The organism is Geodermatophilus sp. SYSU D00698 (assembly GCF_054050335.1).
Genome location: NZ_JBJGZD010000014.1, coordinates 45201 through 71943 on the forward strand (window position 1 = coordinate 45201; position 26743 = coordinate 71943).

At 75.6% G+C, this 26743-nt stretch carries 32 protein-coding genes; 23 read left to right on the forward strand and 9 right to left on the reverse strand.

All coding sequences use genetic code 11. From position 1 onward, the window contains the following. Positions 1-25: 25 nt before the first annotated feature. The gene (locus ACI8AB_RS14060) at positions 26-844 is read right to left on the reverse strand and encodes a formate/nitrite transporter family protein (protein WP_387986351.1); all 819 of its coding nucleotides are present in this window, start codon (positions 842-844) and stop codon (positions 26-28) included. A 23-nt stretch (positions 845-867) separates the two neighbouring features. Between ACI8AB_RS14060 and ACI8AB_RS14065 the strand changes: the two genes are divergently transcribed. After that, the gene (locus ACI8AB_RS14065) at positions 868-1587 is read left to right on the forward strand and encodes a monooxygenase (protein ID WP_387986353.1); all 720 of its coding nucleotides are present in this window, start codon (positions 868-870) and stop codon (positions 1585-1587) included. Here ACI8AB_RS14065 and ACI8AB_RS14070 read toward each other — a convergent pair. Continuing rightward, on the reverse strand, positions 1572-2102 hold the full coding sequence (locus ACI8AB_RS14070) for a GNAT family N-acetyltransferase (RefSeq protein ID WP_387986356.1): 531 nt from the start codon (positions 2100-2102) through the stop codon (positions 1572-1574). The genes ACI8AB_RS14065 and ACI8AB_RS14070 overlap by 16 nt on opposite strands. 82 nt (positions 2103-2184) lie before the next feature. Between ACI8AB_RS14070 and ACI8AB_RS14075 the strand changes: the two genes are divergently transcribed. Continuing rightward, positions 2185-2337, forward strand: coding sequence for a hypothetical protein (locus ACI8AB_RS14075; RefSeq protein ID WP_456902291.1), 153 nt, complete (start codon positions 2185-2187; stop codon positions 2335-2337). 12 nt (positions 2338-2349) lie between these two features. Here ACI8AB_RS14075 and ACI8AB_RS14080 read toward each other — a convergent pair whose 3' ends face one another. Together ACI8AB_RS14080 and ACI8AB_RS14085 are read right to left on the reverse strand one after the other, a co-directional pair. Further along, positions 2350-3132 (reverse strand): FAD-binding oxidoreductase, encoded by a 783-nt coding sequence (locus ACI8AB_RS14080; protein ID WP_456950608.1) that lies wholly within the window; start codon positions 3130-3132, stop codon positions 2350-2352. After that, on the reverse strand, positions 3125-3736 hold the full coding sequence (locus tag ACI8AB_RS14085) for a sulfite oxidase-like oxidoreductase (RefSeq protein WP_456950609.1): 612 nt from the start codon (positions 3734-3736) through the stop codon (positions 3125-3127). The genes ACI8AB_RS14080 and ACI8AB_RS14085 overlap by 8 nt, the downstream gene beginning before the upstream one ends. Positions 3737-3893: 157 nt before the next feature. Here ACI8AB_RS14085 and ACI8AB_RS14090 point away from each other — a divergent pair, with 157 nt between their 5' ends. The 5 genes from ACI8AB_RS14090 (at position 3894) to ACI8AB_RS14110 (ending at position 8490) form a co-directional block, all read left to right on the forward strand. After that, complete coding sequence (locus ACI8AB_RS14090) at positions 3894-4598, forward strand: succinate dehydrogenase cytochrome b subunit (RefSeq protein ID WP_456950610.1); 705 nt, start codon at positions 3894-3896, stop codon at positions 4596-4598. A gap of 11 nt (positions 4599-4609) precedes the next feature. Next, positions 4610-6556 (forward strand): fumarate reductase/succinate dehydrogenase flavoprotein subunit, encoded by a 1947-nt coding sequence (locus tag ACI8AB_RS14095; RefSeq protein WP_387986370.1) that lies wholly within the window; start codon positions 4610-4612, stop codon positions 6554-6556. After that, a complete protein-coding gene (locus tag ACI8AB_RS14100; protein ID WP_456950611.1) occupies positions 6556-7329 on the forward strand; it encodes a succinate dehydrogenase/fumarate reductase iron-sulfur subunit in 774 nt (257 codons plus the stop codon). The genes ACI8AB_RS14095 and ACI8AB_RS14100 overlap by 1 nt, the downstream gene beginning before the upstream one ends. A gap of 113 nt (positions 7330-7442) precedes the next feature. Continuing rightward, positions 7443-7949 carry a winged helix-turn-helix transcriptional regulator gene (locus ACI8AB_RS14105; protein WP_456950612.1) on the forward strand — a complete coding sequence of 169 codons (507 nt, stop codon included), beginning with the start codon at positions 7443-7445 and terminating at the stop codon, positions 7947-7949. Beyond that, on the forward strand, positions 7939-8490 hold the full coding sequence (locus tag ACI8AB_RS14110) for a PaaI family thioesterase (protein ID WP_456950613.1): 552 nt from the start codon (positions 7939-7941) through the stop codon (positions 8488-8490). Before ACI8AB_RS14105 ends, ACI8AB_RS14110 begins: the two co-directional genes overlap by 11 nt. Before the next feature lies 1 nt (position 8491). Here the strand turns inward: ACI8AB_RS14110 and ACI8AB_RS14115 are convergent, their stop codons facing one another. The 3 genes from ACI8AB_RS14115 to ACI8AB_RS14125 are packed head-to-tail and all read right to left on the reverse strand — an operon-like array spanning position 8492 to position 10257. Further along, entirely contained in the window at positions 8492-8821 is a 330-nt protein-coding gene (locus ACI8AB_RS14115; protein ID WP_387986381.1) for a DUF6204 family protein, read from the reverse strand. A gap of 33 nt (positions 8822-8854) precedes the next feature. After that, positions 8855-9640, reverse strand: a complete 786-nt coding sequence (locus tag ACI8AB_RS14120) for a glycoside hydrolase family 16 protein (protein WP_456950614.1) — start codon at positions 9638-9640, stop codon at positions 8855-8857. Then, entirely contained in the window at positions 9637-10257 is a 621-nt protein-coding gene (locus ACI8AB_RS14125) for a hypothetical protein (protein ID WP_456950615.1), read from the reverse strand. The genes ACI8AB_RS14120 and ACI8AB_RS14125 overlap by 4 nt, the downstream gene beginning before the upstream one ends. Positions 10258-10465: 208 nt before the next feature. Here ACI8AB_RS14125 and ACI8AB_RS14130 point away from each other — a divergent pair, with 208 nt between their 5' ends. The 9 genes from ACI8AB_RS14130 to ACI8AB_RS14170 are packed head-to-tail and all read left to right on the forward strand — an operon-like array spanning position 10466 to position 19790. Next, entirely contained in the window at positions 10466-11656 is a 1191-nt protein-coding gene (locus ACI8AB_RS14130) for an inositol-3-phosphate synthase (protein ID WP_387986387.1), read from the forward strand. Next, the gene (locus ACI8AB_RS14135; RefSeq protein WP_456950616.1) at positions 11653-12567 is read left to right on the forward strand and encodes a hypothetical protein; all 915 of its coding nucleotides are present in this window, start codon (positions 11653-11655) and stop codon (positions 12565-12567) included. Before ACI8AB_RS14130 ends, ACI8AB_RS14135 begins: the two co-directional genes overlap by 4 nt. After that, positions 12564-13586 carry a methyltransferase domain-containing protein gene (locus ACI8AB_RS14140; RefSeq protein WP_456950617.1) on the forward strand — a complete coding sequence of 341 codons (1023 nt, stop codon included), beginning with the start codon at positions 12564-12566 and terminating at the stop codon, positions 13584-13586. The genes ACI8AB_RS14135 and ACI8AB_RS14140 overlap by 4 nt, the downstream gene beginning before the upstream one ends. After that, complete coding sequence (locus ACI8AB_RS14145; RefSeq protein WP_456950618.1) at positions 13583-14617, forward strand: Gfo/Idh/MocA family protein; 1035 nt, start codon at positions 13583-13585, stop codon at positions 14615-14617. Before ACI8AB_RS14140 ends, ACI8AB_RS14145 begins: the two co-directional genes overlap by 4 nt. Beyond that, positions 14614-15576, forward strand: coding sequence for an MBL fold metallo-hydrolase (locus tag ACI8AB_RS14150; protein WP_456950619.1), 963 nt, complete (start codon positions 14614-14616; stop codon positions 15574-15576). Before ACI8AB_RS14145 ends, ACI8AB_RS14150 begins: the two co-directional genes overlap by 4 nt. A 5-nt stretch (positions 15577-15581) precedes the next feature. Beyond that, positions 15582-17036: a YcaO-like family protein gene (locus ACI8AB_RS14155; RefSeq protein ID WP_456950620.1), complete on the forward strand. Its 1455-nt coding sequence runs from the start codon at positions 15582-15584 to the stop codon at positions 17034-17036. Further along, entirely contained in the window at positions 17033-17866 is an 834-nt protein-coding gene (locus ACI8AB_RS14160) for a sugar phosphate isomerase/epimerase family protein (protein ID WP_456950621.1), read from the forward strand. The genes ACI8AB_RS14155 and ACI8AB_RS14160 overlap by 4 nt, the downstream gene beginning before the upstream one ends. After that, entirely contained in the window at positions 17863-19071 is a 1209-nt protein-coding gene (locus tag ACI8AB_RS14165; protein WP_456950622.1) for a glycosyltransferase family 4 protein, read from the forward strand. Before ACI8AB_RS14160 ends, ACI8AB_RS14165 begins: the two co-directional genes overlap by 4 nt. Positions 19072-19073: 2 nt before the next feature. Then, complete coding sequence (locus ACI8AB_RS14170; RefSeq protein WP_456950623.1) at positions 19074-19790, forward strand: PIG-L deacetylase family protein; 717 nt, start codon at positions 19074-19076, stop codon at positions 19788-19790. Between the two features lie 37 nt (positions 19791-19827). Here the strand turns inward: ACI8AB_RS14170 and ACI8AB_RS14175 are convergent, their stop codons facing one another. After that, positions 19828-20106 (reverse strand): DUF1905 domain-containing protein, encoded by a 279-nt coding sequence (locus ACI8AB_RS14175; RefSeq protein ID WP_456950624.1) that lies wholly within the window; start codon positions 20104-20106, stop codon positions 19828-19830. Positions 20107-20338: 232 nt separating this feature from the next. Here ACI8AB_RS14175 and ACI8AB_RS14180 point away from each other — a divergent pair, with 232 nt between their 5' ends. From ACI8AB_RS14180 to ACI8AB_RS14210, 7 genes are all read left to right on the forward strand, one after another. After that, positions 20339-20593, forward strand: a complete 255-nt coding sequence (locus ACI8AB_RS14180) for a glutaredoxin family protein (RefSeq protein ID WP_456950625.1) — start codon at positions 20339-20341, stop codon at positions 20591-20593. Between the two features lie 72 nt (positions 20594-20665). After that, the gene (locus tag ACI8AB_RS14185; RefSeq protein WP_456950626.1) at positions 20666-21490 is read left to right on the forward strand and encodes a VOC family protein; all 825 of its coding nucleotides are present in this window, start codon (positions 20666-20668) and stop codon (positions 21488-21490) included. A 104-nt stretch (positions 21491-21594) separates the two neighbouring features. Then, positions 21595-22416 carry an SDR family oxidoreductase gene (locus tag ACI8AB_RS14190; RefSeq protein ID WP_456950627.1) on the forward strand — a complete coding sequence of 274 codons (822 nt, stop codon included), beginning with the start codon at positions 21595-21597 and terminating at the stop codon, positions 22414-22416. Then, positions 22413-24356 carry a Na+/H+ antiporter NhaA gene (gene nhaA, locus ACI8AB_RS14195; protein WP_456950628.1) on the forward strand — a complete coding sequence of 648 codons (1944 nt, stop codon included), beginning with the start codon at positions 22413-22415 and terminating at the stop codon, positions 24354-24356. Before ACI8AB_RS14190 ends, nhaA begins: the two co-directional genes overlap by 4 nt. Continuing rightward, a complete protein-coding gene (locus ACI8AB_RS14200) occupies positions 24353-24994 on the forward strand; it encodes an SDR family NAD(P)-dependent oxidoreductase (RefSeq protein WP_456950629.1) in 642 nt (213 codons plus the stop codon). The genes nhaA and ACI8AB_RS14200 overlap by 4 nt, the downstream gene beginning before the upstream one ends. 59 nt (positions 24995-25053) lie before the next feature. Continuing rightward, the gene (locus tag ACI8AB_RS14205; RefSeq protein WP_456950630.1) at positions 25054-25248 is read left to right on the forward strand and encodes a DUF1905 domain-containing protein; all 195 of its coding nucleotides are present in this window, start codon (positions 25054-25056) and stop codon (positions 25246-25248) included. Then, entirely contained in the window at positions 25245-25637 is a 393-nt protein-coding gene (locus tag ACI8AB_RS14210; RefSeq protein WP_456950631.1) for a DUF1761 domain-containing protein, read from the forward strand. Before ACI8AB_RS14205 ends, ACI8AB_RS14210 begins: the two co-directional genes overlap by 4 nt. A 61-nt stretch (positions 25638-25698) precedes the next feature. Here the strand turns inward: ACI8AB_RS14210 and ACI8AB_RS14215 are convergent, their stop codons facing one another. Next, complete coding sequence (locus tag ACI8AB_RS14215; protein WP_456950632.1) at positions 25699-26664, reverse strand: helix-turn-helix domain-containing protein; 966 nt, start codon at positions 26662-26664, stop codon at positions 25699-25701. Positions 26665-26743 lie beyond the last annotated feature (79 nt).

The window sequence follows — 26743 nt, forward strand, 5'->3', positions numbered from 1 at the left end:
ACCGGAGGCCGGGGAGCCCGGCAGGCTAGTCCCGGGCGGCCGCGGCGCGTTCCCGCTGGATCAGCTCCTTGCTGCGCACCAGCCGCAGGAGGGTGACCACGATCAGCCCGCCGGCCATGTTGAGCAACGTGACGTACCAGAACCAGGCCAGCCATTCGCCGTAGCCGAACGGCGCGGTGCCGGTGTGGATCGCGCCGAAGGCCAGCAGCGAGTCCAGGATCGAGTGGAACAGCTGCAGCCCGGCCAGGACGAACGCGCCGGCGACCGCGGCGACGATCTTGGCGCCGTCGGCGGAGGTGCCGTTCTGCATGCGGGTCATGAGCGTGATGCCGACGCCGCCGAGGAAGGCCAGGCACACCGCGCGCAGGTCCAGCGGGGACTCGACGAAGTGCCGCGCCGACTCGACGACGGTGGGCCCCAGCTGCGGGAAGCCGTGCACCACCACCCACATCGCCAGCCACCCGCCGACGAGGTTGCCCACCAGCGTCCCGGCCCACAGCTTCCCCAGCTGCGACCAGCTCGCCCGGCCGGCGACGACGGCGGTCACCGGCAGCAGGAAGCCCTCGGTGAACAGCTCGCTGCGGGCCAGCAGGAGGGCGATGAACCCGATCGAGAACGCCAGCCCGGCCAGCAGGTGGCTGCCGGTCTCCGCGTAGACCGCGAGCAGCGCGAGGACGCCGATCGCGACCTCCAGGCCGCCGGCGAGCCCGGTGGTGAGCACCTCCCGCCAGGTGCGGTGCAGCCGCTGCGCGCCCTGGCTGACCACCCGGTCGAAGGCCTGGACGACCTCGTCCTCCGCGGGCGCGTCGGTGTCGCCGAGCTGGATCCGCCGCTGGTCGGTCACCGTGCGCACCTACCCTCGGCCGCGTGCGTCCATCCGAGCCCGGACCGGTGACCCTGCACCTGTGGGGTGTCCCCGGCCGCGCCGTGCCGCGGGCGGTGCTGCGGATGGCCTCCGTCCGCCCGGCGCTCGCGCGCCTGCCGGGGCTGCGGTTCGCCAAGCTGCTGGGCACCGGCGACGGGCGGACGTTCACCGCCCGCGACGCCGACCCCCGCCGCTGGGGCCTGCTGGCGGTCTGGGACGACGACGCCGCCGCGGACGCCCTCGACGACTCCCCCGTCGCCGCGAGCTGGCGGCGGATCGCCGAGGAGGAGTGGTCGGCGCGGCTGCGCCCGCTGGCGGCGCGCGGGCTGTGGTCGGGCCGCGAGCCGTTCGGCCGGCCGCGGCCGCAGCGCTGGGACGGGCCGGTGGCCGCGGTGACCCGGGCGCGGCTGGTGCTGCGCCGGGCGGCCCGGTTCTGGTCCGCGGTGCCGCCGGTGTCGGCGGACCTGCACCGGGCGCCGGGGCTGCGCATGGCCGTCGGCATCGGCGAGGCGCCGCTGGGCCTGCAGGGCACCTTCAGCGTCTGGGACTCCGCGGCGGCGCTGAACGCCTTCGCCTACGACCGCCCCGAGCACGCCGCGGTGGTCCGGCGGACGGCGCAGGAGCGCTGGTACGCCGAGGAGCTGTTCGCCCGCCTGGCGGTGCTGTCGACCCGCGGCACCGTCGACGGCGCCGACCCCGCGGCGGGTCACAGCTCCACGTAGAGGTGGATCTCCTCGCGGTCGTCGCCGGGGGCGAGCCGGATCGCGCCGGGCATCCGGCCGAACTCGCGGTAGCCGAGCCCCTGGTAGAAGCCCTCGATGCCGTAGCCGCCGCGCACGGTGAGGTGCAGCATCTCCAGCCCGAGGTCGCGGGCGGCGTCGTGCACCCCGCTCATGAGCGCCCGGCCCAGCCCCTGCCCCTGCCGGGCCGGGTGGACCTGCACCCGCAGCACGGTGGCCCAGTGCCGGCGCAGCGGGCTGACCGACAGCGACAGCACCGCCCAGCCGGCGAGCTCGCCGTCCGCGCGCAGCACCACCACCCGCTCGCGGCCCTGCGCCACCCGCTCGAGCAGGGAGTCGAGCACGGGGGCGACGTCGTCCCGGCTGACCGGGGGGACGAAGCCGACCGCGCCGCCGGCGTTGGAGACGTCGGTCCAGCAGGCCAGCAGGGCCTCGCGCAGCTGCGGGTCGACGTCCTCGACGGCGGTGGCCACGGCAGACGGCACGGCGCTCGGCATGCCCCGATTCTCGTCCGCGACGCACGTCACGGACCGCCCGGCCCCTGGACCCCGGTGCACCCGCGGGGCCAGGCTCGGCGTCATGACCGACGCTCCCGGCCCCGTCCCGACCCGGCGCTCCGACGAGGACGAGATGCGCGTCCCGTTCTGGATCGTGCTCGCCGGCGTGGGCGCCGGCGCGTTCTGGGCGCTGGCCGGCGTGGCCCTGGGCTCCTGGCTGCGCTCCCGCCGCTGAGCCCGCGGGACCTCAGCCCGACGAGCCGCTGGGGCCGAAGCGCTCCACCCGCACGTCCGGCTCCGGCACGCCCAGGCCGACCAGCAGCCGGCCGGCCGCCTCGGCGAACGGCGTGGACCCGCAGACGTAGGCGGTCTGGCCCGGCTCCCACAGCGGCACGAGGTCCGCGGCGGTCAGCCGGCCGGCGGGGCGGATCCCCGACGGCTCCCGGGTGGTGACCACCAGCGCCCCGGCCGCCCGCAGCTCGTCGGCGTACGGCAGCTCGGCCAGCGTGCGGGTGGAGACGGCGACCCGCAGCAGGTCCTCGCGGCCCAGCTCGCGCGCGGTGCGCAGCATCGACACGAACGGGACGACGCCGGTGCCCCCGCCCACGAGCAGCGCCGGCCCGTCGCCCTCCCAGACGAACCAGCCGCCGATCGGCCCGCGGACCTCCAGCTCGTCACCGACCTCGACGACGTCGGCGAGGTAGGTGGACACCTCGCCGTCGTCGAGCCGCTCGACCAGCAGCTCGAGCAGCGGGTCCCCCGGCGCCGACGCCAGCGAGTAGGACCGCTGGGCCCGGTAGCCGTCCTCGGCGGTGAGCCGGACGACGTAGTGCTGCCCGGCCAGGTGGTCGACGCGGTCGGGCACCTCCAGCCGCAGCCGGACGGTGCGCGGGGTGGGGCGGTCGACCTCGCGGACGGTCGCCGTGCGCCAGCCCCCGGCCGGTGCCCGCCGCCGCAGGCGGGGCGGGGGATCGGTCGGCCCCGCTGCAGGTTGCCCGTCGGCCTCGGGACGAGGTCCTCCCTCAGTCACCCTGGTACCGCTGCTCGCGCCACGGGTCGCCGCGGTCGTGGTAGCCGTTCTGCTCCCAGAACCCCTGCTGGTCGCGCTGCAGGAGGGTCAGCCGGGTGACCCACTTGGCGCTCTTCCAGAAGTAGAGGTGCGGCACGAGCAGCCGCACCGGGCCGCCGTGCTCGATCGGCAGCGGCTTCCCGTCGAACTCCCAGACGATCCACGCCCTGCCGCCGGTGACGTCCTCGAGGGGCAGGTTGGTGGTGTAGCCGGTCTTGGACGTCGCGATCACGAAGTGCGCGTCGGCGGTGGGACGGGCGGCCTCCAGCAGGGTGTCCACGCTGACGCCGGCGAAGTGCGTGTCGAACTTGGACCACGTGGTGACGCAGTGGATGTCGCCGCGGTAGTCCGAGGCCGGGAGCCGGTGGACGTCGTCCCAGGTCCAGGTGGTCGGGTTCTCCACCCGGCCGTCGACGGTGATGCTCCAGGTCTCCGGCGCGATGCGCGGGGTGGGCTCGGCGGTCAGCACGGGCCAGTCGCGGCCGACGTCGTACTGGCCGGGGGGCAGCCGCGGGTCGCGTTCGCGCCGGCTGCGGCCGAGGAAGCCCCTGGTCGGTCCTGCCACGCGTCCTCCTCCGATCGGGGTGGGTGTGCCGACACGCTCCCACGCCCCGGCAGGCCGACACCAACGTCCTGACCAGCGCTGAGGGTTCCCTTACGAGAGGTGAGTCACGTCGTGTTCACATGGCCGACACCGGGGCATGGAGCCTAACTTTGGTGCCGTGGTGACGGTGACGAACTCGGGCCAGCGCAGGACCCCGAAGGTCGCGAAGACCAGCTCGGTCGCGAAGAAGGCCGTGATGGCGGTCAGCGGGATCATCCTGGTCCTGTACCTGGTCGCCCACATGGTGGGGAACCTCAAGCTCTTCGCCGGCGCGGAGACCTTCAACGGCTACTCGGAGTGGATCCGCCGCATCGGCGAGCCGGCCGTCCCGGGCCAGACGGTGCTGTGGATCATCCGCGTCGTCCTGCTGGCGGCCGTGGTCGCACACATCTGGGCCGCGATCTCCCTGTGGCGGCAGGCCAAGCGCGCCCGGCCCACCCAGTACGTGGCCCGCAAGGCGGTGGCCCAGAGCTACGCCTCGCGCACCATGCGCTGGGGCGGCGTGATCCTGGCGCTGTTCATCGTCTACCACATCCTCGACCTCACGCTCGGGGTCGCGAACCCCGAGGGCCACGACTCCACGCCCTACGACCGCGCGATCGCCGGGTTCTCCAACCCGTTCGTCACCCTGGTCTACGTCGTCGCGCTGCTGGCTCTGGGATTCCACCTGCGGCACGGCATCTGGAGTGCCACCCAGACGCTGGGCCAGAGCAACAGGACGCGCGAGCGGACGGTCAACGCGTTCGCCACCGTCTTCGCCGTCGTCCTGACCGCCGGGTTCCTGATCCCGCCGCTCAGCGTCCTCGTCGGCATCATCGAGTAGGAGCACTCCCCATGGCCCTCGACCTGTTCACCGTCGGCGACCCGATCGCCGACACCAAGGCCCCTCGGGACGTCCCGATCGGCGAGCGCTGGAGCGAGCGCCGCTTCCGGGCGAAGCTGGTCAACCCGGCCAACCGCCGCAAGCTGACCGTCATCGTCGTCGGCACCGGCCTGGCCGGCGGCTCGGCCGCCGCCACGCTCGGCGAGGCCGGCTACAAGGTGAAGTCGTTCTGGTACCAGGACAGCCCGCGCCGCGCGCACAGCGTCGCCGCGCAGGGCGGCATCAACGCCGCCAAGAACTACCGCAACGACGGCGACTCGGTGCACCGGCTGTTCTACGACACGGTCAAGGGCGGCGACTTCCGCGCCCGCGAGGACAACGTGCACCGGCTGGCCGAGGTCAGCGTCAACATCATCGACCAGTGCGTGGCGCAGGGCGTGCCCTTCGCCCGCGAGTACGGCGGCCTGCTCGACAACCGCTCCTTCGGCGGCACCCAGGTGTCGCGGACGTTCTACGCCCGCGGCCAGACGGGCCAGCAGCTGCTGTACGGCGCCTACCAGGCCCTCGAGCGGCAGATGGCGGCCGGCACCGTCGAGCAGTTCCCGCGCACCGAGATGCTCGACCTGATCGTCGTCGACGGCCGGGCCCGCGGCATCGTGGCCCGCGACCTGATCACCGGCGAGATCAGCACGCACTTCGCCGACGCCGTCGTGCTCGCCACCGGTGGCTACAGCAACGTCTTCTACCTGTCCACGAACGCCAAGGGTTCCAACGCCACGGCGATCTGGCGGGCGCACAAGCGGGGCGCGCTGTTCGCCAACCCCTGCTACACGCAGATCCACCCGACCTGCATCCCGGTGCACGGCGAGTACCAGTCGAAGCTCACGCTGATGAGCGAGTCGCTGCGCAACGACGGCCGCGTGTGGGTGCCCAAGGAGCGCGGCGACACCCGCGACCCGCGGCAGATCCCCGAGGACGAGCGCGACTACTACCTCGAGCGGATCTACCCCTCGTTCGGCAACCTGGTCCCCCGCGACATCGCGTCGCGGCAGGCCAAGAACGTCTGCGACGAGGGCCGCGGCGTCGGCCCCAACGGCCTGGGCGTGTACCTCGACTTCGCCGAGGCCATGCAGCGGCTGGGCCGGCCGGCCATCGAGGCCAAGTACGGCAACCTCTTCGACATGTACGCCCAGATCACGGGTGAGGACCCCTACGAGGTCCCCATGCGGATCTACCCGGCCGTGCACTACACGATGGGCGGTCTGTGGGTCGACTACGACCTGCAGTCGAACGTCCCCGGCCTGTTCGTGATCGGTGAGGCCAACTTCTCCGACCACGGCGCGAACCGGCTCGGCGCCAGCGCCCTCATGCAGGGCCTGGCCGACGGCTACTTCGTGCTGCCGAACACGATCAACGACTACCTGGCCTCCGGCCCGTTCGACAAGGTCGACCCGCAGCACCCGGCCGCGGTCGAGGCGCTCGAGGGCGTCCGCGCGCAGACCGAGAAGCTGCTGTCGATCAACGGCAACCGGACCACCGCCTCCTTCCACCGCGAGCTCGGCCGGCTGATGTTCGACCTGTGCGGCATGGAGCGGTCGGAGGAGAGCCTGCGCAAGGCGCTCGACCGGATCCCCGAGATCCGGCAGGAGTTCTGGACCAACGTGAAGGTCCCCGGCGAGGCCGGGCGCTTCAACCAGAGCCTGGAGCACGCCGGCCGCGTCGCCGACTTCATCGAGCTCGCCGAGCTGATGTGCGTCGACGCACTGCACCGCAACGAGAGCTGCGGTGGTCACTTCCGGGCCGAGAGCCAGACCCCCGACGGGGAGGCCCTGCGCGACGACGAGAACTTCGCCTACGTCGCGGCCTGGGAGTGGACGCCCGAGGGCGTCCCGCCGGTCCTCCACAAGGAGGACCTCGAGTTCGAGTACGTCCACCTCGCCCAGCGGAGCTACAAGTAATGAACCTCAAGCTGCGTGTCTGGCGTCAGCGGAGTGCGGCGGAGAAGGGGCAGATGGTGACCTACGAGGTCACCGACGTCTCCCCGGACATGTCGTTCCTCGAGATGCTCGACGTCCTCAACGAGCAGCTCATCCTGAACGGCGAGGACCCGGTCTCCTTCGACCACGACTGCCGCGAGGGCATCTGCGGGTCGTGCGGCGTCATGATCAACGGCCGCGCGCACGGCAACGGCCTGTTCGAGAACCACCCGCAGACCACCACCTGCCAGCTGCACATGCGGTCGTTCAAGGACGGCGACACGATCGACGTCGAGCCGTGGCGGGCGACGGCGTTCCCGGTCATCAAGGACCTCGCCGTCGACCGGTCGGCGTTCGACCGGATCATCCAGTCGGGCGGCTACATCAGCGCCCCGACCGGCACCGCCCCCGAGGCGCACTCGATCCTGGTCGCCAAGAAGGACTCCGACGCCGCCTTCGACGCCGCCACCTGCATCGGCTGCGGCGCCTGCGTGGCGGCCTGCCCGAACGCCTCGTCGATGCTGTTCACGGCCTCGAAGGTCACGCACCTGGGGCTGCTGCCGCAGGGTCAGCCCGAGCGGAACGACCGGGTGATCAACATGGTCCACCAGCAGGACCTCGAGGGCTTCGGCGGCTGCACCAACATCGGCGAGTGCTCGGCGAGCTGCCCCAAGGGCATCTCGATGGAGAACATCTCCCGGCTCAACCACGACCTGCTGGGCGCCCTGCGCGCCGGCGCGCGTCCCAAGAGCTGAACCCGGCACCCTGACGACCGCCGACGGGCGGGGACCCCTCACGGGTCCCCGCCCGTCGGGGTTCCCGGGGCCGGACGGTGGCGCCGGGTCGGTTCGAGGTGCAAACTGACGGCGTGACCGCGCTCTACGACCTCGCGGACCTGCCCGGCCGCCCGTGCACCATCGCCGCCGCCCTGGAACTGGTCGGCGAGCGGTGGTCGCTGCTGGTGGTCCGGGAGGTCTCGCTGGGCAACCACCGCTTCAGTGACATCGCCCGCGGCACGGGGGCGCCCCGGGACCGGTTGACGGCGCGGCTCAACGCGCTGGTCGCCGCCGGCGTGCTCGAGCGCCGGCGGTACAGCGACTCGCCGCCCCGGTCGGGCTACCACCTCACCGCCTCCGGCCGCGACCTGCTGCCGGTGCTGCAGGCGCTGCTGCAGTGGGGCGACCGCTGGGCCGCCGAGGAGCCGCCGGTGCGGCTGACCCACGCACCGGCCGGGCACGAGGAGCACACCGTCGACGCCGAGTGGGTGTGCCGCACCTGCGGCGAGCCGGTCAACGCCTCGCGGGTCGAGCGGGTGCTGACACCGGCCGGCCGCGCGCTGTCCGGGCTGCCGGCGGACGAGACGCATGAGCACTGAGGCCCGCACCGGGACCGACCCGGCCACCGGCGCACCGGCCGGGTGGGGTGAGCCGCGCTCCCGGACGGTCACCTGGTTCGACCCGCTGGTCACCGCGGCCGGCGGCCGGGAGCGCTCGGGGCTGGAGACGCTGGAGGCGGTGCGCGACGGTGTGCTGCCGCCGCCCCCGATCGCCCAGCTGCTGCAGATGGACCTGGTTGCCGTCGAGGAGGGCCGGGTCGAGTTCGCCTGCGCCGTCGACGAGTCGGTCTACAACCCGATCGGCGTCGTGCACGGCGGGCTGGTCTGCACGCTGCTGGACTCCGTCGCCGGCTGCGCGGTGCACACCACGCTGCCGCACGGCGTCGGCTACACCTCGATCGAGCTGAAGGTGACCTACCTGCGGGCGGTCACCCAGGCCAGCGGGCCGCTGACCGCCGTCGGCACGGTGGTCAAGCCCGGCCGGCGGGTCGCCTTCGCCGAGGGGCAGGTCACCGACGCCGCCGGCAAGGTGGTCGCGACGGCGTCGAGCTCGCTGCTGGTCTTCCCGCTGCCGGCCTGAGTCAGCGGCGGCGGATCCGCACGTCGTCGGTGCAGGTGGCCGTCGAGCGCAGCCGCCGCCAGCCCAGGCCCGCGTCCTCGAGCCACCGCAGCGCCGAGAGCTCCCCGGCCGTGCACGCCTCGGCCTCCTCGCCGGGACCGGGCTCGACCCGCACGACGACGCGGTGGCTGAAGGCGGCGAGGCGGTCGTCGTAGGTCGTCGTCCCCTCCTCGGTGAAGGCGGAGACGAACAGGTCGTGCCCGGCGGCGCGCTCGCGCAGCCAGGCACGGCGGCCGTCGTCGAGACCGTCGAAGACGCCGCGCACGACGACGCGGTAGGTGCGGCTGGACACGGCGGGCGACGGTAGCGGCGCGACCGGGCGCGGTCACCCGGTTTCCCGGCTCCCCCGGAACCGGTCGACGACGAGCTCGGGGACGACGTAGGGCTCCCCCGGCACCGCCTTCTCCGGGAAGTCGAAGACGGCGACCATCGACTGCAGCGGGTAGTCCGGGGTCACCGCGACCTCGCGCACCACCCGCCCGTCCACGGAGAACGCCGCGCCGTCGGGCCGCCAGTCGACGGCGTAGGTGTGCCAGTCGGCGACGTCGATGCCGGGTCGGGGCGCGGCGAAGTCCTCGGCCAGCCGCGGGTCGCGGAACGGGTGGGTGCCCATCCCGACGGCGGCGCCCTCGACCGGGTCGACGGCGTCGCCGAACACCTCCACCACGCACAGCTCGCCCGAGCGTTCGGGCACGTCCTCCAGCCCGACCAGCCACCAGGCGACCATCGACCGCGGCGTCACGGTGGCGCGGGCGCGCATCTCCAGCCGCCCGTACCGCGGCGTCCAGCCCCAGTGCGCCGGCTGCTCCTCGCGGACGACCGCTCCGGGCCGCACCGGCTGCTGCCCGACCGTGCTGCCGACCGGCCCGGAGAAGACGCCGGACTGGATGCCCGAGACCCGCAGCGGCGGGTGGTCGTCGGGGCACCACAGCGGGGTGTGGTCGGGCAGGTGCAGCCGCAGGCAGGAGTCGCGGACCTCGTAGCAGGCCGCCGTCGCCGCGCGGGAGCTCCACTGCGGCAGGTAGTGCGGGACCCAGACGTCGCGGTCGAGGTCGTCGCCGTCGAAGTCGTCGCAGAAGTCGTCGCAGATGTCGTCGAGGGGATCGGTCATCGCGACTGCAGCGCGTCGAGGGCCACGGCCATGGCGGCGGCGACGCGGAAGTCCAGCCGGGGGTCGGGGACGGTGACGTCGTAGCGGTCGCGGATCGACTTCCGCCGCTCGACGACCAGCACCGGCCGGCCGGTGGCGGTGTCGACGAAGTCGAAGTGGAAGACGAACGGCACCCAGACGTCGCCGAGCCAGGGGATGAGCTCCCACACCCGCCGCAGCACGGCGATCACCGGCCGCCGCTCCCGGCCGACGGCGGTCAGTCCCGGCACAGACAGGTCCCAGGTCGAGCGCAGCAGGCTGGCGCCGAACCGCTTGCTGAACGTGCCGAGCGGGCGGCCCTGCTCGTCGAGGACGTCGTGCTCGGCGTGCACGTCGAGGCGCTGGCGGGCGCGGAAGGAGAAGACCGGCCGGGTGCGCTCCTCGTCGGCGGTGAAGACCACCTCCTCCTTGAGCTTGAGCCGCTTCTGCTGCGCCATGGCCAGCAGCTCGCCCTCGGTGCCGTCCGGCCCGACGGCGCGGACCTCGTAGCGGTTGACCATCACGGTGATCCGCTGACGGACGGCGAAGCGCGGGACGACCATCGCGGCGCGGGGTTCGTCGGCGTACGGCACGGTCACGGCGGCACCTCCGGGCTCGGGTCCTGACCCCCATCGTGGTCCCCGCGTCCAGGACACGCCGTGCGCAACCAGGTCGAACACGAGAATCTCGTTCTCACCAAGCGAGGGCACAACCGCTGTGCCAGGGTCGGCCTCAGGTGGAGCGGGTCCACCGACAGGAGTCGCGGAGGTCGTGGTGTCGCAAGGGTCCCGTCGCGTCGGCGTCGCTGTGGTCGGACTCGGAGGGGCGGTCGCCACGACCGCCGTCGCCGGGCTGGAGCTGCTCCGGATCGGGGCCGCGGGCACCGACGGGCTGCCGCTCGCCGGGCTGGAGGTGGCCGGCGGCCCGGTCGAGGAGACGACGGGCCTGGTCGGCTACGACGCCCTCGTCGTCCGCGGCTGGGACCTCGACGGCTCGGACCTGCGCAAGGCCGCCGAGCAGCACGCGGTCCTCGACTCCCGGCAGCTGGAGCAGGTCGGGCCGGCCCTGTCGGCGCGGACCCCGTGGCCCGCGGCCGGCGACGCCGACTTCTGCCGCAACGTCACCGGCGGCAACGTGGTGCTCGCCCAGACCCGCCGCGACCAGGTCGACGCGGTCCGCGCCGACCTGCGGCGGTTCCGCGAGGAGGAGTCCCTCGACGGCCTGGTGCTGGTCAACCTCGCCTCGACCGAGCGCTGGCCCGACCCGACGGCGCCCGCGCTGCAGACGGTCGAGGCGTTCGAGGCCGGGCTGGACGCCGACGACCGGGCGATCACCCCGGCGATGGTCTACGCCTACGCCGCGATCGCCGAGGGCGTCGGCTACGTCAACTTCACGCCGTCGCTGGCCGCCGACGTCCCGGCGCTGGTCGCCCTGGCCGAGGCCCGCGGCGTCCCGGTCGCCGGCAAGGACGGCAAGACCGGCCAGACGATGGTGAAGACCGTCCTCGCGCCGGCGTTCCGCGCCCGCTCGCTCACCGTCGAGGGCTGGTACTCCACCAACATCCTCGGCAACCGCGACGGCCTGGCCCTCGACGACCCCGACTCGCTCAGCAGCAAGCTGCAGACCAAGGGCAGCGTGCTGGACTCGATCCTCGGCTACCCGGTCGAGGACCACGTCGTCCGGATCGACTACTACCGGCCGCGCGGGGACCAGAAGGAGGCCTGGGACGCCATCGACCTGGTCGGCTTCCTCGGGCAGCGCATGCAGGTCAAGGTCGACTTCCAGTGCCGCGACTCGATCCTCGCCGCCCCGCTGGCCATCGAGCTCGCCCGGCTCACCGACCTCGCGCAGCAGCGCGGCGAGGGCGGCATCCAGCGGCAGCTGGGCTGGTTCTTCAAGGCCCCGATGACCGCCGACGGCAGCGTCCCCGAGCACGCGTTCCACACTCAGGAGGCGACGCTGCTCGACTGGCTGGCCGCCGGCGCCACCTCCCGGTGACCGCGCTCGACACCCCCGCGACGCTCACCGCGCTGGCCGGCCTGGGGCCGCTGCTGGCCGAGATCGGCGACGCCAAGCGGGTGCGCGTCGCCGGCACGCCCGGCTCGCTCGCCGAGCAGGCCTTCGCCCGGGCGTGGGCGCGGCTGGTGGCGGGTGAGGACGTCGCCGACGTCGCGGAGTCGGAGACGGCGGCCGCGGTCGCCCGCGCCCGGCTGGCCGGCATCGACGCGGGCGTGCTGACCGCCGCCGGGCTCTCCGACGACGAGGCGCTCGCGGTGCTGCGCCGCGGCTTCGACGAGGTGGCCGGCCCGCTCGACGCCGGGCTGCGGGACCGGCTGCGCGCCGCGCTCGGCCCGCTGCCGGCGCCGACGGCGACGCCCGCGCTGGCCGGGACGCTCAACGCCCAGCCGCGCGCGGGCGCGACCGCGCCCAGCAGGCCGCGGATCGTGGTGGAGCCGCCGGAGAGCCACGGCGACCACTGCCTGACCGTCGCCGTCTACGGGGTGCTGGTGGCGCCGGTGGTCGGCGCCGACCCGGTCGCGCCGTTCCTGCTGGGCCTGGCCCACCACCTGCACAACGTCGTCCTGCCCGACGCCGGGTTCGCCGGCGAGGTGCTGCTCGGCGACGCGCTGGAGCGGGTCGTGGCCACGCTCGAGGAGCGCGAGCTGGGCGCGCTGCCAGACGCGCTGGCGGACCGGGTGCGCGGGGTGCTGGCGCTGCGGCCGGGCGCCGACGTGCCCGAGGCGCGGGCCTTCCACGCCGCCGACGTCCTCGACCGGGTGCTGCAGGTGCACCACCACGCCCGGGCGGCGGCGTTCACGGCCGCGCAGGCGCTGGACGACCTCGAGCTCGTGCACGCCGGGCCGGTGCAGGCCTACCACCTCGACGTCCTGGCGGCGGCCGGGCTGTGACTCTCGCGGTCGATGCTCCCGTCGTCGACGGGATCCCGTTCGCCCGCGCGGGCCGGGACGACCTGCGCGCGGAGGTCGCCGGGCTGGTGGCCGCCGGGGAGACCGACCGGGCGCGGGTGCTGCTGCTCGCGGACGCCGACGACTGGTGGACCGCGCCGCCGCCCCCGCCGGAGCAGCTGGCGCTGGTGCCCTTCGCGCGCACGCTGCGCGAGGCGATGGCCCTGCTCGGCATGGGCCGGGTCGCCGACTACTTCGCGCACCGCTGGTCGGACCCGACCCACCTGGCCGGGCTGGCGCTGCTGCAGGCGCACTGGCCCGGGGACCGGCCGGTGGTCGACGTCGCCTGCGGGATCGGCGCGCACCTGCGCGAGCTGGCCCGCCGCGGGGTGCGGGACCTGCTCGGCGTCGACGTCGTGTGGGCCAAGCTGTGGCTGGCGCGGCGGTTCGTCTGCCCGTCGGCGCGCTACGTGTGCGCCGACCTCACCGCCGCGCCGTCGCTGGCCGTCGGCACCCCCGCGTACGTCATGTGCCACGACGCCTTCTACTTCCTCCGCGACAAGCCGGCCGCGGCCGCGGCGATGCGCGCGCTGGCCGGGGACGGCGGCACCGTCGTCGTCGGGCACGCGCACGTCGCCGACCCGCACGGGGAGCCGCTGCCGCCGGAGGGCTACGCGCGGGTGCTCGCCACCGACCTGCTCTACGACGACGACGAGCTGACCCGCTCGCTGCTCGAGGGCCGCCCGCCGCGGCCGGCGCCGCCCGCGGACCTGCGCGCCAGCGAGGCGGTGGCGCTGGTGGCCGGGGACCCGCTGTCCTCCGCACCGGCCGACCTCGGCGAGCCGCTGCCGCCGCTGGCGCCCAACCCGCTCTACCGCGACGGCCTGCTGACCTGGCCGAACGAGCGCTACGCCGTCGAGTACGGGCCCCGCTCGGGCTACCTGCCGCCGCGCTGGCCCGACCCGCTGCCCGCCGACGCCGCCCGCCGCCGGCTGCTGGTGGACCTGCCGGAGGCGTGGTGAGCGCCCGGCCCGCCCCGCGGCCGGGGGACGGCGTGAGCGTCGGGTGGGGCGTCGCCGGGTGCGGCTGGGTGGCCCGCGACCACGCGCTGCCCGGCCTGCTCGCCGTCGACGGCGCCCGGGTGGTGGCGCTGCACGACCTCGACCCCGCCGCGATGGACCGGATGCCGGTGGAGGGCGCCCGGCGGACCACCGACCTCGCGGAGTTCCTCGCCACCCCGGGCCTGGACGCGGTCTACGTCGCCGTCCCCAACGCCGGGCACCGGGCGCTGGTCGAGGCGGCGGCCGCGGCCGGCAAGGCCGTGCTGTGCGAGAAGCCGCTGGCCGCCGACGTCCGCGACGCGCAGGCGCTGGTCGACGCGTGCGCGCGGGCCGGCGTGCTGCTCGGCACCGCCTACGACCAGCGCTGGCACCCCGCGCACGTGCGGCTGCGCGAGCTGGTGCCCGAGCTCGGCACGGTCACCGCGGTGCGGATCGTCTACTGCTGCTGGCTGCCCGGGGACTGGACGCCCGACGGCCGCCCGCACGACAACTGGCGGGTCGACCCGGCCCGCGCCGGCGGCGGCGCCGCGATCGACCTCGCCCCCCACGGCCTCGACCTGGTCGGCACGCTGCTCGGCCAGGACGTCACGTCGCTGTCGGCGCTGGTGCAGACCCGGGTGCACGACTACGGCGTCGACGACGGCGCGCTGCTCACCGGGACCACCGACGGCGGCGTGCTGGTCGGCCTGCACGTCGCGTTCAACACCCCCGACGCGCTCCCCCGCCGCCGGCTCGAGGTGGTCGGCACCCGCGGCGCGGCGGTCGCCGTCGACACGATGGGCCAGACGGCGGGAGGCTCGCTCACGCTGTACCGCCCCGGACCGGTGGACGTGCCGTTCGCCGACACCCCGCCGTCCGGCGACCCGTTCACCGCGCAGTTCGCCGCCTTCACCGACGCGGTCGCGGGCCGCGCGCGGTGGCCGTACGACCCCGCCCGCGACCTCGCCCTGCACCGCCTGCTCCTCACCGCTCTCTCCGGAGGGAAACCGTGAGCTCGCCCGACGTCCCCGGCGCCATCGACCGGGCCACCGACCCCGCCGCCGACGGCACTGGCGCGCGGCACGTCTCCAGCCAGGTGGACACCAACCCCTACCGCGGCCTGCTGCCCGACCTGCCCGCCTACGCCTGCACCAACTGCGGGCACTGGCAGCGCTGGCCGGCGCCCGGGCCGGCCGTGTGCCCGGTCTGCGCCGACGTCCGCAACGCGCTGCCCGAGCACGGCTTCGAGTTCGTGACCGACAAGCAGGCCGACGAGCTGGTCACCGGCTTCTGGCGGCCGGCGCCGGTCGACGGCGTCACCGAGTTCGGCACCGAGCCGCGCTTCGGGCTGGACAGCCGCGGCTGGGTGATCGAGACCGACATCGGCCTGGTCGGCTTCGAGTGCGCGCCCTGGTACACCGCCGACATGCTCGCCGAGCTGCGCCGCATGGCCGGGGAGAAGGGCGGGTTCCCCGTCCTGGCGTCGTCCCACGTGCACGGCTACGGCGCGCTGTGGCAGCTGCAGCAGGAGCTCGAGCCGCGGGTCGTCTGCGTCAACGTGCACGACCTGGTCTGGACCAAGGCCTTCCGGGTCACCTGGCCGGCCGACGACGTCCTGCAGCTCGCGCCCGGCCTCACGCTGCACCGCACCGGCGGCCACTTCCCCGGGCACTCGGTGCTGCACGACTCCCGCCGCGGGATCCTCTTCTGCGGCGACTCCCTGAAGGTCGACCTCTCCCCCGACGGCGACCCGGTCGCGTTGAGCGCGCACAAGGCGTTCCACGCCCAGATCCCGCTCTCGCACGGGGAGCTCCGGGAGATGCTCGCCGTCGTCGCGGAGCTCGACTTCGAGGTGGTCGCGACCCCGTTCGAGCTGGTCCCCGGGATCACCACCGACCACGTCGTCCACCTCGTGCAGCGGCTGCTGTCCGGGCCGCCGGACGCCGCGCCCGTCCCGCTGGCCGAGCTGTGACGGCGGTGGGCGTCACGCCGTCGCAGCGGTACCGCGACAGCTTCCCGGCCCCGGTCGAGGACTTCGCCATCGAGGGCATCGACGTCCTCGACGTGCCGCTCCACTCGGCGGTGCTGCCGCCCTCGGAACTGCACCCGGGCGGCAGCGGGCTCGGCTACGGAGCCACCCGCGAGGAGGCCCGCACCGGCGCGATGGGCGAGATGGCGGAGATGGCCCTGTCGCTGCGCGCGCACCGGGGCGTGTCCCGCGAGGAGGGCTCGTTCGCGGAGATGACCCGCCGGCACGGCCGCGACCGGGTCGCCGACCCGCGCGAGCTGTGCCTGGAGGCCGGCAGCGCCTACGACGACGACCGGCCGCTGCAGTGGCTGCCGACGACCCGGCTGCGCGACGGCGAGCGGGTGCTGGTGCCGGCCGAGCTGGTGGCGTCGGCGCCCGACGACCTGCCCGGCGCCCCGCCGCCCGGCGGCTGGCTGACCACGGTGATCACCAACGGGCAGGGCGCGGCGTTCGACGCCGACCGGGCGGTCACCCACGCGCTGCTGGAGGTGCTGCAGCGCGACGGCAACGCGACGGCGTTCCGCGCGATGGACCGCGGCGTCGTCGTCGACCTCGACGGGATCGCCGACCCCGACGCGCGGGCGCTGCTCGACCGGCTCGACGCCGCGGGCATCGACGTGACGGTGAAGCTCGCCTCGACGGACTTCGGCGTCGTCGACGTCTACGCCGTCGGCTGCTCGCGGGACGGCTCGGAGCCGGTGCCGGTGATGGCCACGGCGTGCGGCGAGGCGGCGCACCCGGACCGGGACACCGCCGTCCGCAAGGCGCTGCACGAGTTCGCCTCGGCGCGCAGCCGGAAGGCGTTCATGCACGGGCCGTTCGACGTCGTGCTGCCGGCGACGCCGCCCGGCTACCTGGAGCACTGGCGCACCGGGCACCCGCCGGAGCGGCTGGTCGAGGAGGACCGCGCGCTGCAGGCGATGCTCGACTGGACCCGGATGGGCACCGCCGCGCTGGTCGACCTGCTGCAGGACACCGTGCTGTCGCGGCGGTCGACGGTGGCACTGGTCGACCTGCCCAGCTGGCGCGGCGAGGACCTGCATGGCTTCGTCACCGGCGCGGTGCAGGACGCCGGGCACGACGTGCTGGTGGAGCTGCAGCCCTCGCTCGGCGACGCGGTCGCGGCGAAGGTGCTGGTGACCGGCCTGGAGGTGGAGACGATGTCCTACGGCCGGATCGGCGAGCGCGGCGTGCGCCGGCTGCTGGAGCGCGACGACCCGCTCGTGGCCGTCGGGACCGACCCGGGCGGCTGGGCGCGGGTGCACCTGACTGCCGCGGCCGAGGAGCGCCTGGGCGGGCCGGCCTGGTTCGACCGCGCCGGCGCCGGCCGGCGGGTGGGCGCCCTCTATGCGCTCTACCGCGAGCCGGGCCGGCACGTGGTCGCGGAGGTGCTCGCGCAGTGAGCCTGCGGTACGCCTACAACACCAACGGGCTGACCTCGCACCGGCTGTCGGACGCGCTGTCGTTCCTCGTCGACTGCGGCTACGCCGGGGTGGCGCTCACGCTCGACGTCGTCCACCTCGACCCGTTCGCTGACGACGCGTTCGCCCGGGCGGAGCGGGTGCGGGCGCGCTGCGACGAGCTCGGCCTGGGCGTGGTCGTGGAGACCGGCGCCCGGTTCCTGCTCGACCCGCGGGCCAAGCACGAGCCGACGTTCGTCTCCGCCTCCGCCGAGGGCCGCGCGCGCCGGCTCGCGTACCTGCGGCTGGCCTGCGACCTGGCCGACGTGCTGGGCGCGGAGGCGGTGAGCTTCTGGGCCGGCGTGCCGAAGCCGGGCGTCGACCGCGACGAGGCGTGGGGCTGGTTCGCCGACGGCGTGCGCGCGCTGGTCGACAGCCACGGCGGGCGCTCCTACGCCCTCGCCGTCGAGCCGGAGCCCGGGATGCTCGTCGAGGACTGTGACGGCTGGGCGCGGCTGGCCGCCGAGGCGCCGGGGATCACGCTGGCTCTGGACACCGGGCACTGCGTCGTCGCCGGGGCGTACGCGCCGGAGGAGGCGGTGGCCCGGTTCGCGCCGCACCTGGGCACGGTCGCCGTCGAGGGGATGCGCCGCGGCGTGCACGACCACCTGCCGCTGGACGAGGGCGACGTCGACCTGCCGGCGGTGCTGCGCGCGCTGCGCGAGGCGTCGTTCGACCGGCTGGTGACGCTGGAGCTGTCCCGCGACGGGCACCGCGCCCACGAGATGGTGCCGCGCTCGATCGCCACCCTCCGGGAGGCCGAGGGAGCATGAGGACCTGCTTCGTCAGCCGCCGCTACTGGCCCGCCGTCAGCGGGATGAGCGTCTACGCGGAGAACCTGCTGCGGGAGCTGGTCGCGCTCGGCCACGAGGTGGTGCTGGTCAGCCAGTACCGCGACGACGAGGCCGGCACCCGCGTCTACGGCGGCGGCCCGCCCCCGCCCGACCGCGTCCCCGCCGGGGTGGAGGTGCACGCGCTGCCCAGCCGCGGCGAGACCGTCGTCCCGGCCGACTGGGAGGGCGACGTCGAGGAGATCGTGCGCACCGTCGTCGGCCTGCACCGCGAGCGCCCGTTCGACGTGCTGCACGCCCAGTACGGCTACCCACCGGGGCTGGCGGTGCTGGCCGCCGCGCGCGAGACCGGGCTGCCGGCGGTGGTGAGCATCCAGGGCGGCGACGGGCACTGGGTGGGCACCTGCTGCGAGACGCACGCGCACGCGATGCGCACGGTCGTCGACGCCTCGTCCGCGGTGCTCATCGGCAGCGCCAGCTTCCGCGACGAGGTGGTCGGCAACCTCGGCAGCGACCCGGCGCGGTTCACGATCGTCCCGGGCGCCACCGACACCCGCCGGTTCACGCCCGCGGAGCGGCCGCTGGGCGCGCTGCAGGACCCGCCGGTGCTGCTGTTCCACGGGCGGGTCGACCGCCGCAAGGGCGTGCTCGACCTGCTGGAGGCGCTGCCCGACGGCGTCCGCCTGGTGGTCTCCGGCATCGGCCCCGACCTCGACGAGGCGCGGGCGTGCGCCGACGGGCGGACGACGTTCCTCGGCTACGTGCCGCCCGACGAGGCGCCCGCGGTCTACCGCTCGGCCGACGTGTTCGTCAGCCCCACCTACAGCGAGGGGTTCTCCAACACGCTGCTCGAGGCGATGGCCAGCGGGCTGCCCACGGTGAGCACCGACAGCGTCGGCGTCGTGGACTGCCTGCGCGACGGGGAGAACGGGCTGCTGCACGCGCCGGGCGACGTCGCCGGGCTGCGGGCGGCGCTGGACCGGCTGCTGTCCGACGGCGCGCTCCGGGAGCGGCTGGCGGCGACGGCGCTGGAGGAGGTGCGCCGGCTGTACTCGTGGCCGGTGCTCGCGCGCTCGATCGACGACGTGTACCGCGCGGTGGCCGGGACGACGCCGTCGCACGCCTGGACGATGCCGCCGACGGTCGACCCGTCCTGCCGGTTCCGCGCGGCGGCGCACCTGCTGTGAGGGTGACGGCGGTCAGCCCGCACCTCGACGACGCCGCGTTCTCCGTGGGCGGCACGCTCGCCGCGCTGGCCGACGCCGGGCACGAGGTCACGGTCGTCACCTGTTTCACCCGCAGCGTGCCCGACCCCGACGGCTTCGCCCTGGCCTGCCAGCTGGACAAGGGCCTGCCGGCCGACGTCGACTACATGGCCCTGCGCCGCGACGAGGACGCCGCCGCGATGGCCGTGCTCGGCGCGGCGCCGCTGCACCTGGACCTGGCCGAGGCGCCGCACCGCGGCTACGGCAGCGCGGCGGACCTGTTCGCCGGCGTGCACGAGGACGACGACGTGTGGCTGGACGTGCGGGCCGCGCTGACCGGCCTGCCCGGCGACCTGTGGCTGGCCCCGCAGGCGCTGGGCGGGCACGCCGACCACCTGCAGGTGCTGCGCGCCGTCGCGGGGACCGGCCGGCCGGTGCTGTGGTGGCGTGACTCGCCGTACGTGCTGCGCGCCCCGGACGCCGTCCCCGGACCCGACCTGCCCGGCGGGCTGGCCCCGCTGGAGCTGCCGCAGGACCTCGGCCGGCGGGCCGACGCCTGCGCCTGCTACGCCACCCAGCTCGGCTTCCAGTTCGGCGGCGCGGACGCGATGCGTACCGCGCTGGCCGGCCTGCCCGAGGTGCTGCTCGCCGACGCGGAGGCCCGGGAGCTCACGGCCCAGGTGGGACCCTCCGCTCGCTAGTGCTCTGCCCACCATCGGGGGCAGAGCACGACCGAGCTCAGGTGAACCGCTCCTGCAGGTGGACCGACACCTCCTGGCCCGCCGCGTCCTTGCCGATCGCCCGGCACAGCGCCTTGCGCAGCGGCAACCAGTGCGGTCCCTCCCCCGACGGCATACAGGTGGCGGTGAACGGGTGGCCGTCGATCGTGCCGCCCACCTTGACCGCCTTGCGGGTGCCGAACAGCTCGGCCGAGCCGGGGACGGTGAGGTAGGTGGCGAAGGCGCCGTCCTTCTCGATGGTCGCGGTGAACGAGGTCGGGAGATCCTGGGCGGTCATGCCCGTCCTGACCGCTCCGGGTCCCCGGACTCATCGGCGGGCCGACGACCGGACCCATGCCGCCTCGGCCTCGTCGATGCCGCCTCCGCACCCGCCCGCGGGGACGTGCCGCGCCGCCCGCGACACGGGTCCACGACTCCCGTCCCACCCGGGAACCCCGTTGCCGCGCGGACCGCCACCCTGCGACCGTGACCGGCACGGGGACCCGCTCCGTCCGACACCGGAGGCCGCCGTGACGCAGACCGACGAGGCCGTGACCGTCTACTACAAGCCGGGGTGCCCCTACAGCACCAAGCTGCGGGCGAAGATGGCCGCCACCCGCCTCCCCCACCGCGCGGTGCGGTTCACCGACGACCCGGAGGGCGCCGCCGCGGTCCGCGCGCACCACCCCGAGGGCTGGGAGGTCTCCCCCACCGTCGTCGTCGGCGGCCGGTACCTGACCAACCCGAGCCTGCGCGAGGTCCGCGAGGCGATGGCCGGGCGCTGACGGCGGTCGCGGAGCACCGGGACCGTCCCCGGCCGCCGCTACGCTCCGCGCCACCCCGATCGGGAGGCCCTCGTGATCCGCACCTACCCGCACGGCGTGACCTGCTGGATCGACACCGAGCAGCCCGACCCGGCCGCCGCGGCCGCCTTCTACGGCGCCCTCCTCGGCTGGGAGTTCACCGAGGCGGTGCCGCCCGGCGCGCCCGGCTCCTACCTCGTCGCGACGCTGGACGGGCGGGACGTCGCCGCCGTCGCGCCGGGCGACGGCCCGCCGGCCTGGAACACCTACGTCGCGGTCGACGACGCCGACGCGACCGCCGCCGCGGTGCCCGGGCTGGGCGGCACGGTGCTCTCCGGCCCCGAGGACGCCGGGCCGGGCGGGCGGACGGCGACCTGCCTGGACCCGCAGGGGGCGGCGTTCCGGCTGTGGCAGGCCCGCCGGCGCCCGGGCGCCCAGCTCACCAACGTGCCGGGCACCTGGAACTTCTCGGACCTGCACACCCCCGACCGCGCGGCGGCGATGGCCTTCTACCGGCCGCTGTTCGGCTGGCGGGACGTCGACATGGCGCAGGACGCCGGCACGATGCTGCAGGTCCCCGGCTACGGCGACCACCTGGCCGCGACCGTCGACCCGGGCATCCGCGAGCGGCAGGCGTCCGCGCCGCCCGGCTTCGCCGACGTCATCGGCGGCCTGCTGGTCACCGCCGACGAGCCGCCGCACTGGCACGTCGTGGTCACCGTCGCCGACCGGGACGCGTGCGCGGCCACCGCCGAGCGGCTCGGCGCCACCGTGCTGCGTACCGCCGAGGGCACCTGGACCCGCACCGCCCTGCTGCGCGACCCGCAGGGAGCCGAGCTCACCGTCAGCCAGTTCACCCCGCCGGACGGCGACTGGTGACGTCCGTGCCCGGCCGGCTGCGCGGCCTCGCCGCGCGCATCGACCGGGACGCCCCCGGGACGGCATGATCGGCGGGTCCCCCGCTGACCTCCGAGAGGGGAACCGTGTCCTCACCCTCCCCGGCCCTCCGGCCGGCCCCGGGCGCGCTCGACGGCAGGGTCGCCGTCGTCACCGGCGCCAGCAGCGGCATCGGCGCCGCGACCGCCCGCTCGCTGGTGGCCGCCGGCTGCCGCGTCGCGCTCCTGGGCCGCCGCGGTGACCGCCTGCAGGCCGTCGCCGACAGCACCACCGACCCCGCCCGCACCCTCACCGTCGCCGCCGACGTCTCCGACGGGCTCGACCTCGCCGACGCCCTCGACGCCCTGCACGACCGGTTCGGCCCGGCCGACCTGGTCGTGGCCGGTGCCGGTGTGCTCACCGGCGCGCCGTTCGAGGACGGCGTGCCCGCCGAGTGGATCGAGATGATCGACGTCAACCTCGGCGGCATCCTCCGGACCGCGCAGACCTTCGCCCGCGACCTGCTGGCCACCGCCGGGACCGGCCGCCCGGCCGACCTGTTCCTCATCGGCGCGCTCGCCGGCCAGGTGCGCTTCCCCGGCTACGCCGTCTACTCGGCCGTGGAGGCCGCGGTCGCCCAGCTGGCCCGGGCGCTGCGCGCCGAGTACGGCCGCCGCGGCGTGCGCGTGCACGTCGTCGCCCCCGGCCTCACCGACACCGACCTCGGCTCCGAGATCAGCCACGACGGCACCGCGCGCGGCTGGGCCGAGCACCGCGAGGTCGTCGTCCCGATGGACCCCGACGACGTCGCCCGCACCGTGCTGTTCGGCGCCGGCCTGCCGCCGCGGGTCAACGTCGCCGAGCTGCTCGTGCTGCCCACCCGCCAGGACCCCTACCTGCCCACGCGGCGCGGGACGGGGGTCCGGTGAGGGGCACCCCGCGGGGCGAGCTGGAGCGGCCCTCGGCGCTCGGGCGCGTGCTCCGGCTCGCCGACTCCGACGCGGCGGCCGCCGCCGTGCTGCTGGTCGCGACGCTGGTGGCGCTGGTGTGGGCCAACGCGCCGGGCTCGACCTACGAGGAGACCTGGCACACGTCGTTCGCCGTCAGCCTGGGCGACACGGTCCTCGAGATGGACCTGCGGCACTGGGTCAACGACGCGCTGATGGCGCTGTTCTTCTGCCTGATCAGCCTCGAGGTCAAGCGGGACCTGGTGCTCGGCGAGTTCCGCGACACCCGCCGCATCCGCATCCCGGTCGTCGCCGCGCTGGCCGGCCTGGTCGTGCCCGCCCTGGTCTTCCTCGCGGTGACCGGGCTCAACGACCAGCCCGGCGAGGCGCGCGCCGCCTGGGGCGTGGTGATCTCCACCGACACCGCGTTCGTGCTCGGCCTGCTGGCGGTCGTGGGCCGGGCGGTGCCGGTCAACCTGCGCGCGTTCGTGCTCGCGCTGTCGGTGGTCGACGACGTCGGCGCGCTGGCCGTCATCGCCGTCGCCTACACCGAGGACCTCACGATCCTGCCGCTGGCGGTGGCCGCCGTCGGGCTGGTCGCGGTGGTCTGGCTGCGGCGGATGCGGGTGTGGCGCGGCGGGGCCTACCTGCTCGTCGCGGTGCCGGTCTGGCTGGGCGTGCTCGCGTCCGGCGTGCACCCGACGGTGGCCGGCGTCGCGATCGGCCTGCTGCTGCCGGTGTACCCGCCCAGCGCGGAGGAGGTCGACGCCGCCGAGGCCGCGGCCCGGGACTACGGGCGGACGCCGACCTCCAGCGGGGCGCACCGCGCGGTGCTCAGCCTGACCCGGTCGGTGTCGGTGAACGAGCGCGGGCAGCGGCTGTTCCGGCCGTGGGTCAACCTCGCCGTCGTCCCGGTGTTCGCGCTGGCCAACGCCGGCGTCGTGCTCAGCGCCGAGACGCTGTCCGCCGCCGCGACCTCCGGCCTGACCTGGGCGGTCGTCATCGGGCTCGTCGTCGGCAAGGTGGTGGGCGTGACCACCGCGTCGCTGGCCGCCGTCCGGCTCGGGATCGGCCGGCTGCCCTCGGGGCTGTTCCCGCGGCACGTGTTCGCCGCCGGCGTGCTCAGCGGGATCGGCTTCACGATCTCGCTGTTCATCATCGACCTGGCCCTCGACGACGAGGCGCTGGCCGCGCAGGCCCGGATCGGCGTGTTGGCCGCGTCGGTCCTCGCCGCGCTGCTGGCGCTGGGCTCGGTCGCCGTCGTCCGGGCGGTGGACCGGTCCCGGCTGCCCGGCCGGCAGCGGCTGGCCCGGCCGGTGAGCGCCACGCGCGACCACGTCCGCGGCCGCGTCGGCGCGCCGATGGAGCTCGTCGTCCACGCCTCGTTCGTGTTCACCAACGCCGGGCGCACCGCCGAGGTGGTCGACGAGCTGCGGCAGGTCCTCGGTGACGACCTGGTCTTCGTCTACCGCCACCTGCTCACCGACGACCCGGTGTCGGCCCGTGCCGCCGAGGCGGCCGAGGCCGCCGACGCCCAGTCCCGGTTCTGGCCGATGCACGACGCGCTGGCCGCCCGGGCCGGGCGCCTGGACGACCGGGCGATCCGGCGCTGCGCCGTCGACGCCGGGCTGAACCTCGCCCGGGTCGACGACGCCGTCGCCTCCGGCGCGCACGCCGCGCGCGTCCGCGAGGACGACGACGACGCCCGCGCGATGGGCCTGGACGAGCCGCCGCGCTTCTTCGTCAACGGCCAGCTCTACGACGGTCCGCTCGACGTCGGGCCGATGCGGACGGCGCTGGAGCAGACCGCCGGGCGGTCGCGGGTGCGGGCGGCCGCCCCGGCGGACGCGCCGGCCGAGGACGCGCTGCCGGTGCGCTCGCCGGCGGTGCGCGAGACCGCCGACGCGGAGCCGGTGGCGTGACCGCGCCGGGGAGGGTGCGGCCGGTCGCCGGCCGCCGCGCCGTCGTCATCGGGCTCCCGCTGATCGCCGACGCGGTGGTCACCGAGCTGACCGCGGCGGGAGCGGTGGTCGAGCAGGTGGCCTCCGCGCGGGAGGTGCTCGCGGCCGCCGACGGCGTGCGCGAGCGGCTGGGCGGCGTCGACCTGGTGGTGGCCGTGCTGGGCGGCGTCGGCGGGGGCCCGTTCGGGCTGTCACCGGCCGAGCGGTGGGCGGAGGTCATCGAGCAGGGTGCCGGCGACGCGGTGCTGGCGGCGCGCGCGTTCCTCGACGACCTGCTGACCGCGGCGGCCAACGACGCCGCCGCCGACCTGGTGCTGGTCGGGTCGGCGGCGGCGTCGGAGCTGGTGCCGGCGTTCGCCGTGCACGCCGCCACGGCCGCCGGCGCCGCCCAGCTCGCCCGCACGCTGCGGCTGGAGCTCGGCGGCACCCTGGTGCGGGTGCGGCACGTCGCCGTCGGCTGGGTGTCCCCCGCCGCCGCGGCCGACGGCGGGACCGCGCTGCTCCCCGAGGACGTCGCGCGGACCGTGCTGTTCACCCTCACCCTGCCGCCGACGACGAACGTCGCCGAGGTGTCGCTGCTGACCACCCGCAGCGGCTGAGCGATGAGTGCGGGGGCCGGCGGCGGTCTCCCCTGCACCCCACGGCGAGGAGGCGGACGGTGGACGAGCGGTTCAGGGCGACCCTGCGGAGGAGCCCGGCCCCCGGCGGGTGGACCTACCCGGTGTGGCCGGAGTCGGTGCGGGTGTTCGGCACGCACGAGCTGCCGGTGGCCGCGGCGATCCGGCGGGCCATCGGCAAGCAGGCCGGCGACGAGGTCGAGGTGCACCTGCTCCAGCGGATCGGGACCCGGTGAGCGCGGTGTCGCCGGGGCGGGTCGCGGTCGCGTCCGCGGCCGCGTTCGTGGCGAGCTCGGCCTGGTACACGGCCTTCGGCGAGCGGCTGGCCCGCCTCGACGAGGCCTACGCGCGGCCCGGCCCCTCCCCGGCGGCGGTCACGCCGGTGGAGCTGGCGCGCAGCGGGGTGGTCGCGGCCGCGGTGTCGGTGCTCGCCGACCGGCTACCGGCCCGCGGTCCGCGCGCGGCGCTCACGCTCGGCGCCGGGCTGTGGGCGGCGTTCCCGCTGGTGCTGCTCACCGGCTCGGTCGTCCACGAGAAGGTGCCCTGGCAGCAGGCCGCCATCCACGCCGGCGACTGGCTGGTCAAGCTGCTGCTCGTCTCCGCCGTCGTCGGCCGCGACGGCTGAGCGGGTGCGCCCGCGCCCCGTTCCGGCGCCCGGGGTGCGGCGCCGGCGCACCGGCTCGCGGTCAGCCGGCGGCGACCCCCGCCCGTGAGCGGTCCCGCCACTCCCGCGGGCTGACGCCGTACCCCGCCCGGAACCGGCGGGCGAAGTAGGAGGCGTCGGTGAAGCCCCAGCGCCGGGCGACCGCGGCGATCGAGCGGTCGCCCGGCCGGGCCAGCTCGGCCCGGGCGCCCTCCAGCCGCTGCCCGATGACCTCCTGCTCGAGGCTGAACCCGGCCGCGGCGCAGATCCGGTACAGCTGCCGCACCGACACCGCGTGCGCCCGCGCGATGCGCTCGGCGTCCAGGTCCGGCTCGGTCAGGTGCCGGCGCACGTAGCCGCGCACCCGGGCCGGCAGTGTCTCGCCGAGCACGTCGTCGGCACCGCGGGCGCCGTCGGCGGCCGAGGCCAGCAGCGCGCGGGCCAGGTCGACCGTCGCCGACGCCAGCGAGTGCACCAGCGGCTCGGCGGCCAGCAGCGCGACGTCGCGGGTCAGCCGGGTGACGTGCGCGCGCACCAGGCCGTGGAGGGGGCTGCGCGCGGCGACCGGCAGGGCCCGCCGGACGGTGTCGATCGGCAGGCCGAGGGAGGCGGCCGGGATGCGCAGCGCCCGGCACACGCCCCGCCCGGACCAGGCGTACTCGTAGGGCGACGACACCTCGCTGAACGACAGCTCGCCGGCGGCCACCAGCCGGCGGGAGCCGAACTGCTCCTGCCGGGCGGTGCCGGTCTCCTGCACGGCGAGGGAGAGCACCGGCTCCGGGTCGGCGCGCGCGTGGCGGGCGGTGCGCAGCAGGGTCACCTCGCCGGTCAGGTCCAGCCGCAGCACCGAGACACCCGCCAGGTCCCAGCCGTCGAGGCGGGCACGGGCGGGCGCCGAGGGGTCGGGGAAGCGGATCCGCGAGGACATCGTCGCCTCGAGCAGGTCGGCCACCCGGGCGGGACGGCGGTCGGCGGCGGCGAGGGCGTCGGTGTCGACGAGGGTGGCCACGGGGCCTCCAGGGTCGGCAGCGGGTCGGCGGGCAGGTCGGCGTCGTCGCCTGGGCCGATCCTGGCCGGGAGCGGGAGGC

What these genes read in the sequence shown, in the direction of transcription:
- ACI8AB_RS14110 (WP_456950613.1), top strand. Translation starts at nt 7,939, where the DNA reads ATGAGCACTGAGGCCCGCACCGGGACCGACCCGGCCACCGGCGCACCG.
- ACI8AB_RS14175 (WP_456950624.1), bottom strand. Translation starts at nt 20,106, where the DNA reads ATGACCGCCCAGGATCTCCCGACCTCGTTCACCGCGACCATCGAGAAG.
- ACI8AB_RS14070 (WP_387986356.1), bottom strand. Translation starts at nt 2,102, where the DNA reads ATGCCGAGCGCCGTGCCGTCTGCCGTGGCCACCGCCGTCGAGGACGTC.
- ACI8AB_RS14100 (WP_456950611.1), top strand. Translation starts at nt 6,556, where the DNA reads ATGAACCTCAAGCTGCGTGTCTGGCGTCAGCGGAGTGCGGCGGAGAAG.
- ACI8AB_RS14075 (WP_456902291.1), top strand. Translation starts at nt 2,185, where the DNA reads ATGACCGACGCTCCCGGCCCCGTCCCGACCCGGCGCTCCGACGAGGAC.
- ACI8AB_RS14120 (WP_456950614.1), bottom strand. Translation starts at nt 9,640, where the DNA reads ATGACCGATCCCCTCGACGACATCTGCGACGACTTCTGCGACGACTTC.
- ACI8AB_RS14095 (WP_387986370.1), top strand. Translation starts at nt 4,610, where the DNA reads ATGGCCCTCGACCTGTTCACCGTCGGCGACCCGATCGCCGACACCAAG.
- ACI8AB_RS14165 (WP_456950622.1), top strand. Translation starts at nt 17,863, where the DNA reads ATGAGGACCTGCTTCGTCAGCCGCCGCTACTGGCCCGCCGTCAGCGGG.